Annotated in this window: 19 protein-coding genes; 18 read left to right on the top strand and 1 reads right to left on the bottom strand. The window is 45.5% G+C overall.

All coding sequences use genetic code 11. The annotated features are described in order from the left end of the window. Positions 1–40 precede the first annotated feature (40 nt). The 18 genes from YWE_RS0121975 (at position 41) to YWE_RS0121890 (ending at position 16,965) form a co-directional block, all read left to right on the top strand. Entirely contained in the window at positions 41–862 is an 822-nt protein-coding gene (locus YWE_RS0121975) for a hypothetical protein (RefSeq protein WP_127526502.1), read from the top strand. A gap of 43 nt (positions 863–905) precedes the next feature. Next, positions 906–2,219, top strand: a complete 1,314-nt coding sequence (locus tag YWE_RS0121970; RefSeq protein WP_084167169.1) for a type II and III secretion system protein family protein — start codon at positions 906–908, stop codon at positions 2,217–2,219. Beyond that, the gene (locus YWE_RS0121965; protein ID WP_127526501.1) at positions 2,216–2,713 is read left to right on the top strand and encodes a CpaD family pilus assembly lipoprotein; all 498 of its coding nucleotides are present in this window, start codon (positions 2,216–2,218) and stop codon (positions 2,711–2,713) included. The genes YWE_RS0121970 and YWE_RS0121965 overlap by 4 nt, the downstream gene beginning before the upstream one ends. Before the next feature lie 11 nt (positions 2,714–2,724). Further along, positions 2,725–3,861, top strand: coding sequence for a CpaE/TadZ family protein (locus tag YWE_RS0121960; RefSeq protein ID WP_029096396.1), 1,137 nt, complete (start codon positions 2,725–2,727; stop codon positions 3,859–3,861). A gap of 11 nt (positions 3,862–3,872) precedes the next feature. After that, positions 3,873–5,156, top strand: coding sequence for a TadA family conjugal transfer-associated ATPase (locus tag YWE_RS0121955; protein WP_029096395.1), 1,284 nt, complete (start codon positions 3,873–3,875; stop codon positions 5,154–5,156). Then, a complete protein-coding gene (locus tag YWE_RS0121950) occupies positions 5,153–6,034 on the top strand; it encodes a type II secretion system F family protein (RefSeq protein ID WP_227659980.1) in 882 nt (293 codons plus the stop codon). The genes YWE_RS0121955 and YWE_RS0121950 overlap by 4 nt, the downstream gene beginning before the upstream one ends. Next, complete coding sequence (locus tag YWE_RS0121945; RefSeq protein ID WP_029096393.1) at positions 6,034–6,870, top strand: type II secretion system F family protein; 837 nt, start codon at positions 6,034–6,036, stop codon at positions 6,868–6,870. Before YWE_RS0121950 ends, YWE_RS0121945 begins: the two co-directional genes overlap by 1 nt. After that, positions 6,863–7,612, top strand: a complete 750-nt coding sequence (locus YWE_RS0121940) for a tetratricopeptide repeat protein (protein WP_029096392.1) — start codon at positions 6,863–6,865, stop codon at positions 7,610–7,612. The genes YWE_RS0121945 and YWE_RS0121940 overlap by 8 nt, the downstream gene beginning before the upstream one ends. Positions 7,613–7,614: 2 nt before the next feature. Beyond that, entirely contained in the window at positions 7,615–8,103 is a 489-nt protein-coding gene (locus YWE_RS0121935) for a TadE/TadG family type IV pilus assembly protein (protein ID WP_029096391.1), read from the top strand. Beyond that, positions 8,066–8,656 (top strand): tight adherence pilus pseudopilin TadF, encoded by a 591-nt coding sequence (gene tadF / locus YWE_RS0121930; RefSeq protein ID WP_029096390.1) that lies wholly within the window; start codon positions 8,066–8,068, stop codon positions 8,654–8,656. The genes YWE_RS0121935 and tadF overlap by 38 nt, the downstream gene beginning before the upstream one ends. Before the next feature lies 1 nt (position 8,657). Next, positions 8,658–9,050, top strand: a complete 393-nt coding sequence (locus YWE_RS28335) for a hypothetical protein (protein WP_227659979.1) — start codon at positions 8,658–8,660, stop codon at positions 9,048–9,050. After that, on the top strand, positions 9,032–10,351 hold the full coding sequence (locus tag YWE_RS0121920) for a TadE/TadG family type IV pilus assembly protein (protein ID WP_051323508.1): 1,320 nt from the start codon (positions 9,032–9,034) through the stop codon (positions 10,349–10,351). The genes YWE_RS28335 and YWE_RS0121920 overlap by 19 nt, the downstream gene beginning before the upstream one ends. Before the next feature lie 566 nt (positions 10,352–10,917). Next, positions 10,918–11,490, top strand: a complete 573-nt coding sequence (locus YWE_RS0121915; protein ID WP_029096388.1) for a hypothetical protein — start codon at positions 10,918–10,920, stop codon at positions 11,488–11,490. A 107-nt stretch (positions 11,491–11,597) separates the two neighbouring features. After that, complete coding sequence (locus YWE_RS0121910) at positions 11,598–12,107, top strand: hypothetical protein (protein ID WP_029096387.1); 510 nt, start codon at positions 11,598–11,600, stop codon at positions 12,105–12,107. Between the two features lie 46 nt (positions 12,108–12,153). Continuing rightward, on the top strand, positions 12,154–14,706 hold the full coding sequence (locus tag YWE_RS0121905) for a TcfC E-set like domain-containing protein (protein WP_029096386.1): 2,553 nt from the start codon (positions 12,154–12,156) through the stop codon (positions 14,704–14,706). After that, positions 14,693–15,391: a hypothetical protein gene (locus YWE_RS0121900; protein ID WP_227659978.1), complete on the top strand. Its 699-nt coding sequence runs from the start codon at positions 14,693–14,695 to the stop codon at positions 15,389–15,391. The genes YWE_RS0121905 and YWE_RS0121900 overlap by 14 nt, the downstream gene beginning before the upstream one ends. A gap of 3 nt (positions 15,392–15,394) precedes the next feature. Then, complete coding sequence (locus YWE_RS0121895) at positions 15,395–16,414, top strand: hypothetical protein (protein ID WP_029096384.1); 1,020 nt, start codon at positions 15,395–15,397, stop codon at positions 16,412–16,414. A gap of 32 nt (positions 16,415–16,446) precedes the next feature. Next, positions 16,447–16,965: a hypothetical protein gene (locus YWE_RS0121890; RefSeq protein ID WP_029096383.1), complete on the top strand. Its 519-nt coding sequence runs from the start codon at positions 16,447–16,449 to the stop codon at positions 16,963–16,965. A 139-nt stretch (positions 16,966–17,104) separates the two neighbouring features. Here the strand turns inward: YWE_RS0121890 and YWE_RS30800 are convergent, their stop codons facing one another. Then, positions 17,105–17,263 (bottom strand): hypothetical protein, encoded by a 159-nt coding sequence (locus tag YWE_RS30800; protein WP_154661457.1) that lies wholly within the window; start codon positions 17,261–17,263, stop codon positions 17,105–17,107. Positions 17,264–17,345: the final 82 nt, after the last annotated feature.

The following is a 17,345-nucleotide window of genomic DNA, read 5'->3' as shown; positions in this document are numbered from 1 at the left end:
CAGTATCAATAAACCTTAACTATCAGGAGAGTTATTCGCAGTGAATCATAGAATGATGTTTTTTGTCTCACTAATCGTTATTGCCGTCGGGGTGGTTGGCATTCTGGTGTTTGCCGGAAGCGAGCCGAATCCGACAACAGGGACTTCAACTGTCACTACTCAGGATCCCTCCAAACGCAGGATTGTACTGGCGGTGGCTAAAACAGATCTTGTTAACGGCCATATTATCAAGCCGGAGGATTATCAGATTAGCGAACTTACCGTCGAAGAGAACAGTGATTTAATTAGTCTCGATATCTCCGGGTTGAACAGCGGCTCCTTGCGCGGCTATTTACTGAAAAGCTCGATCAAAGCTGAAAGCTATATTGTTGCCGATATGCTGGATAGCCCGGACAGCCCTGGTTACGTTTTAAACAGTTTAGGCACTGATGAGATGACCTACAGCTTTCCTGTTCGAATCTCTAATAGTTACCTGCTGGATTCATTATCCCCCGGAGATGAAGTTGCCCTCTATTTACGCATGCTCGAAGTATCTAAAGACAAACGTATGAAGTCGGAAGTCAGCATTGAATCTGGCAGCAGTTCAGCCGGTGGTAGCGATAAGTATGTCTTAAGTCGCTTAATTTCCCCATTAACAATCCTGCGTATGCCTAAGGTTGATATCAAAAAAGAGCTGCGTGGCGACGAAGTGCTGGGCTATATCCAACTAAGGGCAAAAACCCGCGATCTGGAATTTATACATACGGTAGAAAAAGCCGGTGAGCTGCTACTGCTGCCGGTGAAGGGTGGCTCTGAGGCAGGAAAAATCAGGCTAGATTCACTATTACCTCAATTACGCACCATTAAAGAGATCAGGGGATAACACCGTGTTCAGCCATAAAATTAGAAAATTTGCGCTATTTTCAATGTTAACCGGCGGTTTCCTGTTTTCATTTTTAGCTCAGGCCTATGAAGTTTATCTGGAGCCTGGTGAATCGCGAATTATTAACACTCAGGAGATTATCGATACGGTATTTGTCTCCTCGGCGGATATTGCTGATTATGAGTTAGTTAATGATAACAGCTTAGTGCTGTATGGCCGCAAAGAAGGACGTGCAGACTTTTCCGTATTTGATCAGAGCGGCCGCCAGATCGTTCAGGTTTCACTGGTGGTCAATAACCTGTTAGGGACCGTTGATAAAATCATAAGGGCAGAATTTCCTGACAGTAACGTCAGTATTCAGCGTGCCGGTAAAACCTATCTGTTAATCGGTACGGTGCCGAACGAAGAAGCCCGGGATCGTATTTACCAAATTGTCGGTGAGGGCGTTGGCGCTGATAAAACGGAAGTTTTAAAGACGGTAAAGGATAAGGACGATAGTGGCGGAGGTAATAACGAAAATCCGATGTCCTTTCTTAATGAGGTTTCGTACAAAGGTGTCGTCAATAAGCTCAGGCTACCGCTGACGAATCAGGTTAACGTTAAGCTGTCTATCGTTGAGGTAACTAAAGATTTTACTGACAACGTCGGTATTGATTGGAGCACCATCGGTCAGAATGCAGGCACCTTTAACTTTATTAAGTTTGATGCTGACTCCCTAAGCAACTTAGTTCATGCCATCAGTAATGATTCAATTGCCAGAGTACTGGCAGAGCCCAACCTCTCGGTATTATCAGGAGAAACTGCCGATTTTTTAGTTGGCGGTGAGATTCCCATCGTGACCACTTCGCAAAATGGTACCAACGTTCAGTACAAAGAGTTTGGTATCAAGCTCAATATTGGCGCCAAAGTTAGCGATACCCGACGCATCCGCCTGATGTTGGGCGAAGAAGTCAGCAGCTTGGATAACGTCTATAAAACGGATGCCGGCGATTCATTTCCTGCGTTAAAAACCCGCCGAGCCCGTACAACTGTAGAACTGGGGGACGGGGAGAGTTTTCTGTTAGGCGGATTAATTAATGCCTCAGAAAAAGAGTCATTGGCTCGCGTGCCCTATGTTGGTGATATTCCTATTCTAGGTGCTTTTTTCCGCAACGCTTCAACTGAACGTAATCGCACCGAATTGGTGGTGGTGGCAACGGTAAACCTGGTTAAGCCGGTTTCATCACGGGACATCGTCTTTCCTGACTTTGTACACACCAGTACGACCGAGCGCTTTTTCAATTTCAGCGGATTTCGCGACAGCCGTAATCAGAAACGGGCGATGGATTTTCTCAATAAAGGTGGGTTTGTGAAATGAGACACCTATGGATGTTTGTATTGTTAATTAGCGCTTATTCCGCAGGAATTCAGGCTCAGAACCAGACCTACAACAGCCGTTTTTATGCATCGCCTGAAGTCGAAGTTCAGTCATTTGATCTCAGTAGCAATGCTGAGATTGATAAGGAAATTTTGATGGGCAAGGTGATGCACGCACTCGGATCGGGTAGTGGCAGCACCATTACCATTAGCTGGTCAAAAAATGATTATAAGGCGATTGCCACCAAAATTCGGCAGTCCCTGATCAAAGAGGGTGTTGCTCCTTACACCATCAAAGTCAGTCAGGTGGTCGGCGGTTTTGATGACCATCAACAGGCAAACTTAACGGTGAATATCGAAACCGTTCGCTTAAGGCCACAGCGCTGTAATTACAACACTCAAAACTATCGCTATCGGGAAACCGACGATCTCGGGTGTGCGCTGAATAACTCTCTGCGCCGAAGCTTGGTTAACCCGATGGATTTTATTTTTTAAGGACAGAAGTCATGTTGTTATTTTTACAGAAGGATGAGGTCCGGAAAAATAAGAATCACGCTGATAAAAGTACGCTGGTGATCTCATCCCGTCATGCATTACGTCAGGATATTTGCCAAAGAATTCGTATGGCCGGTGTCTCTCCGGTTGAAGAACTGTCTATTGATTTCATTAACGCTGACAAAATTACGCTTCCTGAATCTGTTAGCGCAGTGGTGATTGATATTGCCCATTGCAATGATGTTCCTCGAGTTATTTCGAAGATCTATAGCCAAATTCCTCGCGATTGTGGATGTGCGGTTGTTGGCGATCTTGACTCTATTGCGGTAGCGCAAAATTTTATGGAACACGGGATTTCCTACTTCTATTCGACTTTTCAGGTGGGAGAACTCGTTGACCGGGTTGCCGGTGGCCTGGTGCGTGAAGAGCGACGCAGAGCGATTAATATCAACGTATTTGGCTGTAAAGGCGGTATTGGCACCACGCTACTCAGCTATCAGCTTTCTCGGGCGATTGCCGCTTTGAAACCGCTGCCCCTGCTGTTGATGCAGGGAGGAAACGGCTCTCATGATATCGATCTGCTGCTGGGGAAAAAGCTGAATCAGGACTCGGTTCCTTATAACGAACATATCGACTTAAGACAGGAACTTTCGCCGGAGATACCTGATTTATCGCAGCAGATGTTTACCAAGTATAACTTTATTGTCTATGACCAATCGATCCAGAGCTTTGATAAAGAGCGGCTAAATGCGCTGGCAGAACATACGCAGTGCGGGATCCTGATGATTGATCACAGCACCTCTTCAGTGCGTACCGCGCGTAAGTTTTTGGACGAGTTTGAGCGTGTACAGCGTAGCAGTAAGCGTTCGTCAAGGCGTCTGTATATCTGCCTGAATGAAAGCCGCCCAGCGATGGAGTCGCGTATTTCTTTGGTGGATTTGGAAACGCTACTGGGGCAGCCGGTCGATATTTCTTTGCCTTATATGAAGAAGATTGGCGCCAAGGCCGTTGCTTCCGACTTTTGGCGAAAGGGGCGTAAAAATCCACTGGATAAGCTGACCCGTTACGTACTTGGTATTGAAGAAGTGAAAAACAATAAGCCCAATGCATCGATGCTGCTGCATCTGCGCCAGCTTTGGTCTAAATAGGAGAGAGCTAGATGGAACTTGATATTGAAACTCAAGCACTGATCCGTGAAGAGACGCTCAAGAGTATCGAAATTGAAAAAATTGAACATCTGGTTCTTGAGCGAGATTCGATGATCGCCGAGCTGAATAAAAACGTTGAGACGGTGATAGAGGCTAAAAGCCTCTACATTAACGCCTATCAGCAGCGTCAGATGGTGGAGAATATTGCCGATGAAATTCTCGGTTTTGGACCTCTGCGAGAGTTTATCGAAGACGATACCGTCAGTGATATTTTGGTTAATGGCCCTGAATCGATTTTTGTTGAACGCTTTGGGCTATTGGAAAAAACCAACAAACGTTTTATCGATAATAGCCAATTAACCGATATCGCTAAGCGCCTGGTATTGCGGGTCGGTCGCCGTATTGACGAAGGCCGCCCGTTGGTTGATTCCCGACTGCCCGACGGAAGTCGTCTTAACGTCGTTATTCCGCCGATTGCGCTGGAAGGAACGTCGATTTCAATTCGTAAGTTCAGTAAAAATAACAAAATGTTGGCGGATCTGGTTGAATTTGGAACCATGAGCAGCGATATGGCCAACCTGTTAATTATCGCAGCCCGCTGTCGGGTAAATATCATTATCTCCGGCGGAACCGGTTCAGGAAAAACCACCCTGCTTAATGCGTTATCTCACTATATTGGTGAGAATGAACGCATCCTCACGCTGGAAGATGCTGCCGAACTTAGGCTGATGCAGCCCCACGTTGTGCGTTTAGAAACACGGCTGGCCGGGGTTGAGAACACCGGCCAAATCACCATGCGCGATCTGGTCATCAACTCGCTGCGTATGCGCCCGGACCGCATTATTATCGGTGAGTGTCGCGGCGAAGAAACGTTTGAAATGCTGCAGGCGATGAATACCGGCCATGACGGGTCGATGTCCACGCTGCACGCCAACTCCCCGAGAGATGCCGTCGCCCGGCTAGAAAGTATGGTGATGATGTCAGGCATGAGCATGCCGATTACTGCGATACGCCGCAATATAGCTTCGGCAGTCAATCTGATTGTTCAGGTCTCCCGCATGAACGACGGCTCAAGAAAAATCATGAATATCACCGAAATAATGGGAATTGAAGGGGATAACGTGGTGTTACAGGACATCTTCACCTTTCAGGCAAAACAGACCAAAACCGCAGAAGGTTTTGTTGACGGTGAGTTTATCAATCACGGTCTATTAATGCGTTCCACTATTATGAACAACGCTTATATGTTCGATTTGGGTGACGAGCTAAAGCAGATGTTTGGAATGATTTTATGATGATTTATCTGGTGGTGATTATCGCCGGCGTCCTGCTGCTGATCATTAACAGCTATAGCTGGCGGAAACAGTGTGATTCATACAATGCGGTTAAGAATGAACAGCATATACGAGGCAGTATTAGCCTGTGGTTAAGTCGATTTTTTAACGAGTGGATGCAGTATTTTCGGGGCTACAACAACGAAAAAGTTATCCGGAATTCGACAATTATGTTCGTAATTTTTACCGGAACTATGTTCGTTAATGCCTACTGGACCCGCTTTAACTGGCCTGTGGTTATTATGCTGACCACCGTGCTTATTTTTGGCGGATTAATTCGCTTCGGGCGGATTGCTAACCGAAAACTGTTTGATAGCAGCTTTCCGGAGATTCTCTCGGTGGTTAACGCTGCGGTCTCTTCCGGCAGCAGTATTCACCACGCGCTCGAGCGCTGTGGCAAAGATGTTTCAGGACCATTGGGGGCAGAGTTTCATCTTATCGGGCGCAGGCTCAACCTTGGTGAAGATGCCGAAGTCGTATTCTCTGATGCCTATCAGCGCTTTAAATATAAAGAGTTCTATTTTTTTATCATCGTGATGTTGGTGAGTATTCAGCGCGGCGGTCAACTGCGCGTACTGATGGCTCGCCTTTCCCGCGTGCTGGCCAGTAGTAAAGCGATGGAACGTAAAAAGCTGGCGATGACGTCTGAAGCCCGCATGTCGGCCAAAATTGTGGCGGCTATTCCGCTGCTGTTCTTTATTGGCATGAAATTTATGAGCCCGGAGAATTTTGATTACATCATTAACGATCCTACCGGGCGATTAATTCTTTATTACGTCCTGATCAGTGAAGGGTTAGGGCTGGGCATTATCTGGATTTTGGTTAAGAGGGCAACCTGATGGCGATTATCTACTATCTGGTGCTGATTATTGGCGGTATCACGTTCTTACTGATTCAGGTGCGCGAGCGCAAACATTTTCATCAGGTTAAACGCGTGATTGAGAATGAGGACATTGAACCTCAGGTTAAGCGTACGCCGGTTGCGGAGTATGAGGTATTAATTGAGAGCAACAGCCAGGCGATCAACTTATTCACTCAGTTGGATAAGAACGTCAACTACAAGCTGGTGATTATCAGCTGCGTCGGGGCGATGCTGTTTTTGCTTAATCTGGTTGGTGTGGCCTCTTTATCGTTGGAGGTTGGTGCCACTATTTTGGTGCTGGTTCTTGTGGCGGTGATCGTTCTGCCGGCCATGATCCGCAAATATATGATTAACGCCAAAACCCGCACCATGATGAACGATATTCCTTACTTTATCGATCTGGTTGCGGTGTGTATTCAGGCGGGAATGACCATTGAAAGTTCGCTGAGATATGTGGCAGATCACTTTGGCGATATTAATCCGGATTTGTCTAAAACGCTGGACCGGGTCATTCGCCGGGCCGAAGTCAAAGGGCTGGAAAGTGCATTAAAAGAGCTCTATTACACCTTACCAACGCTGGAGATAAAAATGTTCTGCACCGCTTTGCAGCAGAGCGTCTATTTCGGTACTTCAGTATATGAACAACTTATGGACCTCTCTAAAGATATTCGCGATCTCCAACTGCTTTCCACGGAAGAAAAAGTGGGCAACCTGTCGGCAAAGATGAGCATCCCCCTCATTCTTTTTGTCATGTTCCCGATAGTTATATTAATTGCCGCACCGGGCTTATTAAGGATTTTATCTAATGTCTAAACTGGTTCCTGTTTCACTGGCGTTGGCGTTTTCATTTATGTTGAGTGGCTGCAATAACATGCAAAGCATGGATGATAAATCCCTTAGCTATAAAGAAGATATTTTACTCAGCGCTAAAAATTACAATGGACTTATCGATCTTTATCGCGGCTGGCTCAAGCAAAAAGAAGACCCCAAAATTCGCTATAAACTGGCCAACTATTACTACTTAGTCGGTGACAGTAAATCCTCGCTTTATTACCTACAGCCCCTGATGGAAAAGCCGGATGACACTATTTATTTGCTACAGATAAAGAATCTGATTGCACTCAAAGAGTATGACAAAGCGATACGTACGGCCGAGATGTTGCTACAGCGCAGCCCAGAAAGTAGCGATGCTTATAATCTTAAAGGTGTAGCACTGGCTGAAAGCGGTCGCTTAACCGATGGCAAAGCGGCTATTGAACGCTCCCGCGAACTGTTTATTGCCGATGATGTTGCCATTAATAATCTGGCGATGATCGCAATTATTGATAACCGCTATGACGACTCGGTGCGCTTACTTCTTCCTCAGTATTTGCGTGGTCGCAAAGGCGATCGCCTATTACACAATCTGGTTTTCTCTTTGGTTAAAGTCGGGGATACCCGATATGCCCGGGACATTATTGAGTCTGAAAAACTCTCTGATAACCCGGACGGTATTATTGAAGCGCTAAATCAGGTTAATAACATCAGCAACAGCAAAGGCAGGGACAACGGATGATTATGGCCCGATTAAGTCGTTTTTGGCACCGGCGGGAGGGTGGCGCAAGTATTGAGTTTGCGATGGTCTTTTTTGGCTTCTTTATTATGGTGATGTTCGTCGCTGAAATTGCCCGTTTGTCTTATATGTCGGCAGTTATCGACCTGGCCGTAACTGAAGCCGCTAAAGAGGCCAAAAATGCCAAACAGCCGAATTCAGCGGTATATCAACGCCGATTTAAGGCGCGCCTGACTGACGACAGCGGCCGATTATGGCAATTTTTAACTTCAGAGGATGCGGTTAGCGTTCAGATTAACTTTGCAAATAATATCAATGACTTGTTAAGTAATAACTATAGCGGGACGTCGGCCGATAGCCCACTGGCCCGCTACCAGTTGAAATACCATTACCACCCGATGTTCTTTCCGTTTCCAGGGATATGGGCAGGTACATTATTAAATAGGGAGGTGATTTTTGTTCAAGAATACGAACGTTCAGCCTTTGTTGACTAATGAACGAGGGTCAATAGCCATTGAGTTTGCACTGATTGGTTTAGCGCTGACTTTTTTTACCGCGTTTCTGGTCGATTTAGTGGTACAGCAGGCCACGATCGGCAAGCTCGATCGGGTGACTTACTCAATGGCTGGCGCCATCCGGGAACGGACCCAGCTTTATCGTAGCGATGAATACTTGAATCAAAATCAGGTCGATACCGTAGCGCTGTTGGCTAAGAAGGTACTGCAGGATATGGAAAGCGGCGCTGATTTGAGCAAGCTGTCGATGACGATAGAAGAGCTGCATTTTGTTGAGCCAAAGCTAACCAGCGGTACCAACGATCGGGTGGTTTCGCGCTACAACAGCTTTAGGAGCGGTCCGCAAACCTGCGCGCCGTTTACTACGTTGAATAATATGCAGGATCTTTCCCCTAAGGGAAGCTACGGGCGTTGGGTTCCTCTGTATCAGGTGACGATATGTCTACCAACGAGTAGCTGGTTTACCCGAATAACCAGTGGCGGTGACGATAAGACTCAGCAGAAATCCTTTGCCATTGTGGTCGTCAGATAGCGTGAAAAAGCCGATCGCCATCGTTATATTTTTCAGCCTGACCTTGTTCAGCATTCAGGCTGTAGCGACGAAGACCGCAAAGAGCTTAAGTGCCATGGTGTTTATTGACTCAGCTGACGTAAAGCAACAATCGTTGGTTATCGATATTAATCAGACGCTTTATTACAGCGCTACGTTGAGCTCGCAGCTTAAGGTTACCGTGATTGACGTTAACCCAAACGGTCGGGCATTTAACGGAGCCGTGGATTATAGCTTCGACAGTACTGGAGAGTGGGTAGCCAAGTATCGACCGGGCGGATTACCGTATTTAATCTGTTTTCAGGGAGATAAGGCTATCCACAAACAAGGGTTGTACCAAGCAAGTGGGATAAGAGAATGCACAACAAAGGGATAGACAATCAGAATTCTGGCCATAGGAGCAGGTTAATAACTCGCCTGGTGGCTAATATACGGCGTTTTTCACAGGATCAGAAAGGGGCTATTGCAATTATGTTTGTAATACTAGGCTCATTTCTACTGGGCATGGCCGCATTTGGCTTTGAGGGCTCGCGCTATGTGATGGAAAAAGCTCGGCTATCTGATGCCATGGAGCAGGCGGCATTGGCCCTGTCGGCTGAAGATAATGGCAATCGAACTATTGCAGCTATTAATCGCAATAATTTTTTAGCGAGTGAATATTTTCGCCGCTATATGCGTAATGAAAAAAGTGTTTCCAGGCCGGTTATTAACGTTAGTGATGTGGTCTCGGTTAATGAAAACGTCCAGTATGTTGAGTACCGGGTCAGCGCTCAGACTTCTCATACTTCATGGTTTTCTTCCTCTTTCTTTCCCAGCTTTAAACCCACGGTTAGCGTAGGGGACAACGGGGCGGCACGTAAATACCGTTCAAATATCGATGTCGTATTTGCGACTGACTTTTCAAACTCGATGAATGAGAGGTTAAGTGGCGGTAGTAGCCGAATTCAAGAGCTAAAGCGTATCGTGCTGAAACTCTCTACTGAACTGTACTCTTATAATCAGGGTAATAAAGTCGGGTTTGTTCCCTTTGATTGGGGAATGCATCGTGGGAGTAACTGTCGAATAGCGCTGTCTACCAGAACTAAAGTTACCGCTTTATCTACTGATATTATTAAAAATTTACACAATAATGTCGATTATGAAAAGACCATTAACTCCATTCCTAACGAGTCGGATAGCGAGATAAATGTCCCTTTATCTCAGATAAGTTATCAACCATATGGTTCCGATTGGGCGTGTCTGAAGGCGAGTCCAATGTCTTTGGAAACGGGGCTGACTGCCAACTATAACGAACTACTTTCTATTAATGCTATGCCCGCCGGGGGAAATACTTTTGTTTCCTCCGGTATACTGCGTGCCGCTCAGTTACTGGGTAAAAGCACTGCCGCTAAACGCGTTTTGGTGATTGTCTCTGACGGGCAGGATACGGTGAATGAAATTATTACGCCAACCCTGATTGAAAGAGGTATGTGTGAGAAAATCAAACGGGTAATGAGTACCAGATACTCTGTGGGTAAGATAGCCTTTGTCGGGATTGGCTATACGCCGACCGTGGATTGGAAGCTATGCGTTGGTGACAATAATTTCTATATCTCAACCAATGTTAATGAACTAGAGGACGATCTTCGTCGTGCAGTATTTGAAGAAGTTGGACATAACACGCTGAAGAGATTTTGATCATCAGCTAATCAGTTAGTCGCGCATGATCATTAACAATAAGGGCCGCTCCTAATGGAGTGGCCCTTATTGTCTGAGTTTACGGCCATTCATTTTATTAAGTAGTAAGAACTAATAAGAATAATCAAGAAGCCTATTTATTTATGATAATCACTTATATCTAAGTACAGAGATGTAGGCAGTGGTTGATTTTAATCAGGCTATTTAACGATGGTGATAGATGTATTTTTTATTACTGAGATGAATTGAGAACTAATAATTACATAAATAAGCAGTGAATAACTATTATGTTTATCGGAAGGATAGTATTAAAAAGGATTTTCTCTTCTGAAGGTTAAACGTCCTTTTACATTCATTCCCCTCCATTGGTAATTAATTTTGCATTGTAGTTTTTCTCTGTTTTCGGTTTTTTTTGTGGTTGCCGTTAAATAGTGAAATAAAGTGCTGCGCTTTAATGACTTGCTTCTGTTATTCGGGAGTGAGTCATTAAAGTAAAGCTAAACACTTTACATAAATGTGAAACATCTAGTTTTAATCTATATATCATTTAATAGGCATAAATCAATATGAAAATTAAACAGTTAGCACTTGTAGTCGCAGGAATGGCTTTTTCTACCGCAGTACTGGCTACCACTCCGGCGAACTACGATACCCGTTTCAACGTATCTGCTCAGGTTCCTGACAGCGTATTAATCACCGATCCAGACGGTAACCCGGTTACTGAGCTAGACGTGCGATTAACACCGAATGGAAGCGGACATGCAGACAGCCAAACCTCTATGTCTGCTGATACTCAAAATCTAAAGTCTCTGCGTTTATGGAGCAACAGCTCTTCTGATACCGCAGTTAAGTTAACTTTAGATGATAGCAATGTTGCTACCGGTAGTGCATTCACTCTGAACAGCACCAGCGGCGGCCAGTTAAATCGGATGACCTACAAAGTTTCAACTATTGAAGCCGGTGCCGCTAAGAAAACCTTTACCAATTCTGGCGAAACTAAGAACTACACTTTAGCCCCGGTTGGCACACACGCCGAGAAAGAAGTGGCTTTCTTATTTGAGTCTACCGCTGCGTATAACTCATATACCGAAGGCGCTTACGGCGGCATCGTATATGCAAACGTGACCGTAGGACCATAATATTTCACAGTCATTGATGCTACGGCTTCAATAATTTTGAATATATTAATACTCATATAATGAAATTAGAGTACAGGTTGGTGAGAGCCAACCTGTTATATAACCGAATGAATATAATTAAATCCTCTCTATTTATATTATTAGGAATTCACTTTAGCGTTTTTTCTGCTGGGCGGGGAACGAGTATTGAGGTGGATGTGGGCGCTGAGGCTCCGGCTAAAATAGTTATTTATTATAAAGGCGTTGATATTACTTCCGGAGAATTAAACTTTCCGTTAACGGTGAATTCCGTAAGCCAGAAATTTGCTAATACGTCAGATAATTTTTATTTAGTAGGAAACGTCGCTAAAGCAAACGTAGTGATGGAATCCTTACCCTTTGAATTAACCTCGATAAACTCCGGCGGTGGGGCTATTCCGCTAAATGGCTACTTTACTTTTAATGCCCAGCAAACCAGCGCCGATCGGGATTTAGTTGTGCCGGTATTAAACCGTTTAAGTGATGGAAATAGTAATAATGGATTAAAAGTGACATTTGAATCAAAAAACCGGGCTGACGATTACGCCGTTGGATATTACACCGGTAAGTTCACGATGGTTGTCACGCCAATATTATAAAACCGGCTATTTCCGGGATATAAAATAATAATGATATGGAAATAATATGGATAGCAGATATATTTTAACCCGCTTAATTAGCTTTGGTCTTATTATATCTCCGGTAACGGCCATTCCTGCGGTTTATTCTGCACCAGTCTCCTTACCTCCGGGGTTTGATGAAGTTTTTAATTCGGAATTAACCGGTATTCTTGATTTGGTGGTCGCCGATGTCAATATCGGGACCTACGCCATTACCTATAATATGGGCAACGTAACGTTAAAGGAGCCCTCTGTGGTTGCTGGCCGGATTTCATCCGGCGTTGTGCCAAATTTAACGGTGACTATTAGTCAGTTGAATTCAGCGTTAGCGAAGCCAATTCCACGGGTGAATAAGCTGGGATTTCCTCAGGAAAACATCACCGCCTATATCAATGAAAATGAAGCCAAGGTCATACTGATTTTTCCAAAATCCTATTTGGCAATGAAATCAGGGGGGGATAAGAGCGATAATATTATTAACTACCAACACCGTCCCGGTTTTGTACATAGCCAGAATCTGAACTATTTTGACGACAGCTACGGTTCTAACTTTAACCTGATGTCTAACGATACGTTGAGTTTAACCGGTAATAGCTACCTTAACTCTTCATTAAGCGTCTCTAAAGATTCTAGCGCGGTCTTTGATGAGGCGGCACTCTATCTGGAAGATGAACGTACCCGCTACAAGTTCGGGCGACAGAATATTACCGGCAACGTGACTTCAAGTACGCCTTCCATGTCTTATAGCTTTATGAACTCGGTTAACTTTGACGGCGTTTCGTTGGGCTATCTGTCTGACTATTATCGCGATCGTGCGGGCGGCGCTTCATCGCCGGTGAATATCTATATGCCCACTGCGGGTACCGTTGAAATATATCGGGCGGGAAGATTGCTTGATATGCAACAGCTGTCGGGCGGACTACAGCCGGTGAATACCGAACGCTGGCCTGCCGGGGGCTACGATATCACCATCGTTTCTAAACTGAATAACGGCAGTGAAGAGCGTAGAACTCAGCCTTTCTTCAAACGTTATGGGGACTTCAGTGCCGGTAAGATCGAGTATCTGGTCCAGATGGGAAAGTACGACGGCATGCTGAATGATACGATTAATCAGTGCAGTAACTGCCAAAAAGACAGCAAGCTCAATGATATTAAAAATAATAACTTTGCCAGCGCAGCTACTTCATATACCACGGAAAATGCCATTTCTTTGGGCTCCGGGGTGATGAGTGATAACGGCCTGACCTTTGCTAATGCCAGTATTGATATGCCGGTTAATTCCATGTTTCTGGAGCGTATTTATACCGACGGGATTTACGGAAAATCAGGTTCTTATGGCTATAGCGTCGCCGGGGTTAAAAGTTATGACAGTACCAGCCTGAACGTCACCTACCGTAATTCAGTATTTAGCGGGGACGATTCTGACTATGGCCGGTATGGAATTATTCCCGCTTATGACAATGAATATCTGCAGCTAAGTATGCGTACCTATTTGCCGTATCAAGTCGGTTTCGGCATCGACTATAGCCGAAGTACCTCATTTAGTACCGGTGGTCGTCAGAACAAAGGCAGACAGAACACGCTGGATATTCTATTTAACCGCGACTTTCAGTTGGCAAGTGATATTAGTCTGCGTATCGATGCCGGTTACCACACCGGTAAAGATGTATACGATGATGCACAAGAGAATCGCGACCATAAGATCTACACCCAGCTTACCCTCGGCTTTACCGATAGCCGTTATAACCATTATCAGTCGCTATATCTGAAGGCGCGTAATTCCGACCAGGAAGGGGATGATGGTATCTATAGCGCCGATTATGCCATGACGGTCAATAACCCGGAGTTCGATCGAGGCGGTCGTTATAACCTCAATCTCTCTGCTTCAGACGAAGTCGGCGTCAATAAAAATGCCAGCGGCAGCCTGACGGTAAATAACCGTTTTGGTTACACCTCATTCGGTACCAGCCAAACCTTTAATGACAATAACTACCGTCAGTCATATGTCACTCAGCGCAGCGGTTTTGCTATCGGCGATGGCACCATGGCTTACGGCGCTATTACCGACCAGAGCGCACTGGTGGTTGATGCCAGCAAGTTACCGGCAGATGAACATTTTGAAGTGCGTAACGCTAACAGCGGTTCGGTGATTGTACCGGGCGGTAAAGTGACGACCATCAGCGTACGGCCCTATACCCAGGTGGACCCCAGCGCGGAGCAGGTCTATACCGGCAGTGAGAACAGCTTCTATAACGTGACGGCTAAGAGTGAATCAACCCATGTATTGCCGGGGCAGTCGTACAAAGTGACGTTAAATGCAGTGAAGAACCAAACGGTAACCGGGCGAATTTATTACGCCGGCAGGCCACTGGCTAATGCCAGAGTCATTGGCAGCAATGGCATCTCAGATGAATCAGGTTTTTTTGTCGGTGACTTCCTGATGAATTCAGATGAAAAGCTGGAACAGTTAAAAGTCCGTGAAGGTGAACAGCAGTTTGTTTGCCAAATAGATCAAAGTAAGACCAAGAGTCTGCAGGGCGTTATTCAACTTAATGGAGTCGAGTGTGAGCATATTTAATAGTAAAAAACCTTTTATTCTCATGGGGATAATTTCATTGGCCAGCGTTTCTTTTATGGCTCCGGCGGTAGAAGTTATTCCTATTATTAAACAGATAAAAATTGACACTCCGCGGGATAACTACATCACCATTAAGTCCTCATTTCCTGCTTCCAGTGATAAGGAGCAGTATGAGTTCGTCTCTCTGGATCTGTTTATGATTAAGAATCCGGGGGAGTCAAAAGAGGATCTTGAGAAAGAGCTAGGAAAGGCGGAACCGACCTTACTGTTCTCGCCAACTAAAGTGATGATTCCTTATGGTTCACAAAAGAAAATCCGCATTATGACCATGAAACCGGTGGAGAAAGAGCAGGTCTATCGCCTGCGGGTTCGTCCTACCTATCCTGAAGATGCCGTCGACCCAGGCAAGGTTCGCTTTGCTATTGGTTATGACGTTTTAGTGCGTTATATGCCAAACGGTACTCTGACCCAAGATTTAAAGGTTAACTGCAGCGGCGGAAATTATCAGTTGGAATCTCAGGGTAATAGCCGCAGCGAGATGCGCAACGTCACCATCGACGGCGTTAAATCGGAAGATATCAATGTTTATCCGGTTCATATACGTAAGGTCAAAGCCAGAAATGAGCTCTCTTTTGAACTCGACGGCAAGAAGTATCGCTACGTTGCCTGTGCACTCAAGGAGTAATCAATGAAATCAGCGTGTATTCACCGTTTTCCTATTCGTCGGATCGGATTGTGCTTATTTTATGCCGGGCTTAGCCTGGTATGTCATCCGCTACTGGCTGCGGTTACTCAGGGGAGCGGCGATCTGATTATTAACGTTGAGAAGAACGCTCCCGGCCGTTATAGCACTATCGTGACTCGCGATGGCGGCGCAGGATCGCTGGGACCGTCATACTTTGTCTCTACGCTGTCTGACGGTGAAAAGCTTAGCGGTATAGTACAAAGTGCCGGGCAAGGTCTATGTTCAGGGCGTTATCTTACCGGTTCTGGCGTTCTGCAAGGTGTGCGAATTCCCATTGCCATGTTCAGTCAGCGCCCTTATCGCTATGAGAAAAACTATCAGTGTGGCAGCACCATCAATTATGTGTCTTCGTCAGGGGATAGCGTGGTGGGCTTTGCGCTGGGCGATAGTCAGTCCGGCGATGGAACCGAGATCGTATTACAAAAAAACACCGATCTTAGCCAGTTTGCAGGTCAACGCATTTTACTGGGCAATGTTCGCCTGACGGGTAACGACGGAGTGGCGAAAGCCAGTAATGTTTATCTCTCTTTTGCCCGAACCTTAAGAAGCGACCCGGCGCTGATTGATGCAAGCTTTTTAAAGGCTGACGCGGCACGTTTTAGCACCGTCGCCATTAATCAGGACACCATAAAAACGGCGGTGCTTAACGTACGGCGTATTTCTGATTCGCCGGCGACGGTGTTGCCGTTTAATGTGACTTTTGAATCAATGAAAGGGGCGCCAAACCGAGACTTCCGTATGTATTCCCTTGAACAGCCTGAAAAATTTATTCCTTACGGCATCAGCGTGGATAAGCGGACGGTCGGCTATGGTGACGTACTGACCTATACCCTGGGAAGCACTTCAGGGTCGGCGCAGCTATTAGAAATTAATTTTACTATTCGCGGAAAGGATCTGGTGGGGCTAAAAGGCGGAACCCACTTTTCAGATACCTTTACTGCGGTAGTGACTCCGAGCCTTTAGCGAATAGTCAGAACATTTACAGGGAAAAAATAATGAATAAATTGATAGTGACGTTCGGACTTGTATACGTGCTGTTGGCTTCCCAACAGGCTCTTGCCGTGGTTTCGGTGAGAACATCCATCGATGTTACCGCTGAAATAGCGTCCAGCGTGCGCGTTATTTATGACCATAACGCCGACGTTACCGAAGGTAACGTTCAGGTGAAGCTGGAAGATAAAAACAGTTATATGGTAGGGATGACCAAGTCTTTCCATTTTATTGGTAATGCCAATATGGTGAACCTAAAGCTGGAAGGTTCGACCGGGTTGAAGAAGGTAGGTGACCCGAATAACTTTATTATGCCGATAGGCTCTACCTGGTACAGTAGCCCGACGAAGCCTATGAGTAGTACCGGATTCAATGCCGAAGCTAAGGTATACGCTACGGTGACAGAGATACCCGCTACCGATGAAGGGATCTATATTCGCTTTATATCTGCTCAGCGAACCGAAACCTATCCTTTGGGTAACTATAGCGGAACCTATACGTTAACGGTGACGCCAAAAAGCTAAACGGTTTGAGCCTCTAGGTTAATCATTATTTTTGACAGGATATGATATGTTTTGGTTATCACTTCACCGTTGACCTTGGGGCGTCGATTCCTTTGCTCAACGGTCAGAAGTTAAAGCGTTAATACTCGCTTCAGGTCTATCAATGCCTTTTGTTAGCAGTGGCTTTTTTGCTACCGATCTGGCCGTTTTCTTTAGGCGCTTTCGCAGCAACTTCACTAGACGTCGTCGCCTCTGTAATCACCGGTATAGAGGTTATGGCCATTCCCAGCACGTGGGCGCGGAAAAAATGTAGATTCATTCTGTCCTCCGTTGGTCTCTGCTGATTATCCGGTCGGATAAGTGCTCATATATCCGCCATACTTCAAGCCGCATTTTTGTTG

The sequence above is a fragment of the Budvicia aquatica DSM 5075 = ATCC 35567 genome (assembly GCF_000427805.1).
GTDB lineage: Bacteria > Pseudomonadota > Gammaproteobacteria > Enterobacterales > Enterobacteriaceae > Budvicia > Budvicia aquatica.
Note: the sequence above shows the minus strand (reverse complement) of the source record. Positions and strands in the feature narration are given on the sequence as shown.

Coding starts and splice junctions, on each gene's coding strand:
- YWE_RS0121970 (WP_084167169.1), top strand. CDS start 906: ATGTTAACCGGCGGTTTCCTGTTTTCATTTTTAGCTCAGGCCTATGAA.
- YWE_RS0121965 (WP_127526501.1), top strand. CDS start 2,216: ATGAGACACCTATGGATGTTTGTATTGTTAATTAGCGCTTATTCCGCA.
- YWE_RS0121960 (WP_029096396.1), top strand. CDS start 2,725: ATGTTGTTATTTTTACAGAAGGATGAGGTCCGGAAAAATAAGAATCAC.
- YWE_RS0121955 (WP_029096395.1), top strand. CDS start 3,873: ATGGAACTTGATATTGAAACTCAAGCACTGATCCGTGAAGAGACGCTC.
- YWE_RS0121950 (WP_227659980.1), top strand. CDS start 5,153: ATGATGATTTATCTGGTGGTGATTATCGCCGGCGTCCTGCTGCTGATC.
- YWE_RS0121945 (WP_029096393.1), top strand. CDS start 6,034: ATGGCGATTATCTACTATCTGGTGCTGATTATTGGCGGTATCACGTTC.
- YWE_RS0121940 (WP_029096392.1), top strand. CDS start 6,863: ATGTCTAAACTGGTTCCTGTTTCACTGGCGTTGGCGTTTTCATTTATG.
- YWE_RS0121935 (WP_029096391.1), top strand. CDS start 7,615: ATGGCCCGATTAAGTCGTTTTTGGCACCGGCGGGAGGGTGGCGCAAGT.
- YWE_RS0121920 (WP_051323508.1), top strand. CDS start 9,032: ATGCACAACAAAGGGATAGACAATCAGAATTCTGGCCATAGGAGCAGG.
- YWE_RS0121915 (WP_029096388.1), top strand. CDS start 10,918: ATGAAAATTAAACAGTTAGCACTTGTAGTCGCAGGAATGGCTTTTTCT.
- YWE_RS0121910 (WP_029096387.1), top strand. CDS start 11,598: ATGAATATAATTAAATCCTCTCTATTTATATTATTAGGAATTCACTTT.
- YWE_RS0121905 (WP_029096386.1), top strand. CDS start 12,154: ATGGATAGCAGATATATTTTAACCCGCTTAATTAGCTTTGGTCTTATT.
- YWE_RS0121895 (WP_029096384.1), top strand. CDS start 15,395: ATGAAATCAGCGTGTATTCACCGTTTTCCTATTCGTCGGATCGGATTG.
- YWE_RS0121890 (WP_029096383.1), top strand. CDS start 16,447: ATGAATAAATTGATAGTGACGTTCGGACTTGTATACGTGCTGTTGGCT.
- YWE_RS30800 (WP_154661457.1), bottom strand. CDS start 17,263: ATGAATCTACATTTTTTCCGCGCCCACGTGCTGGGAATGGCCATAACC.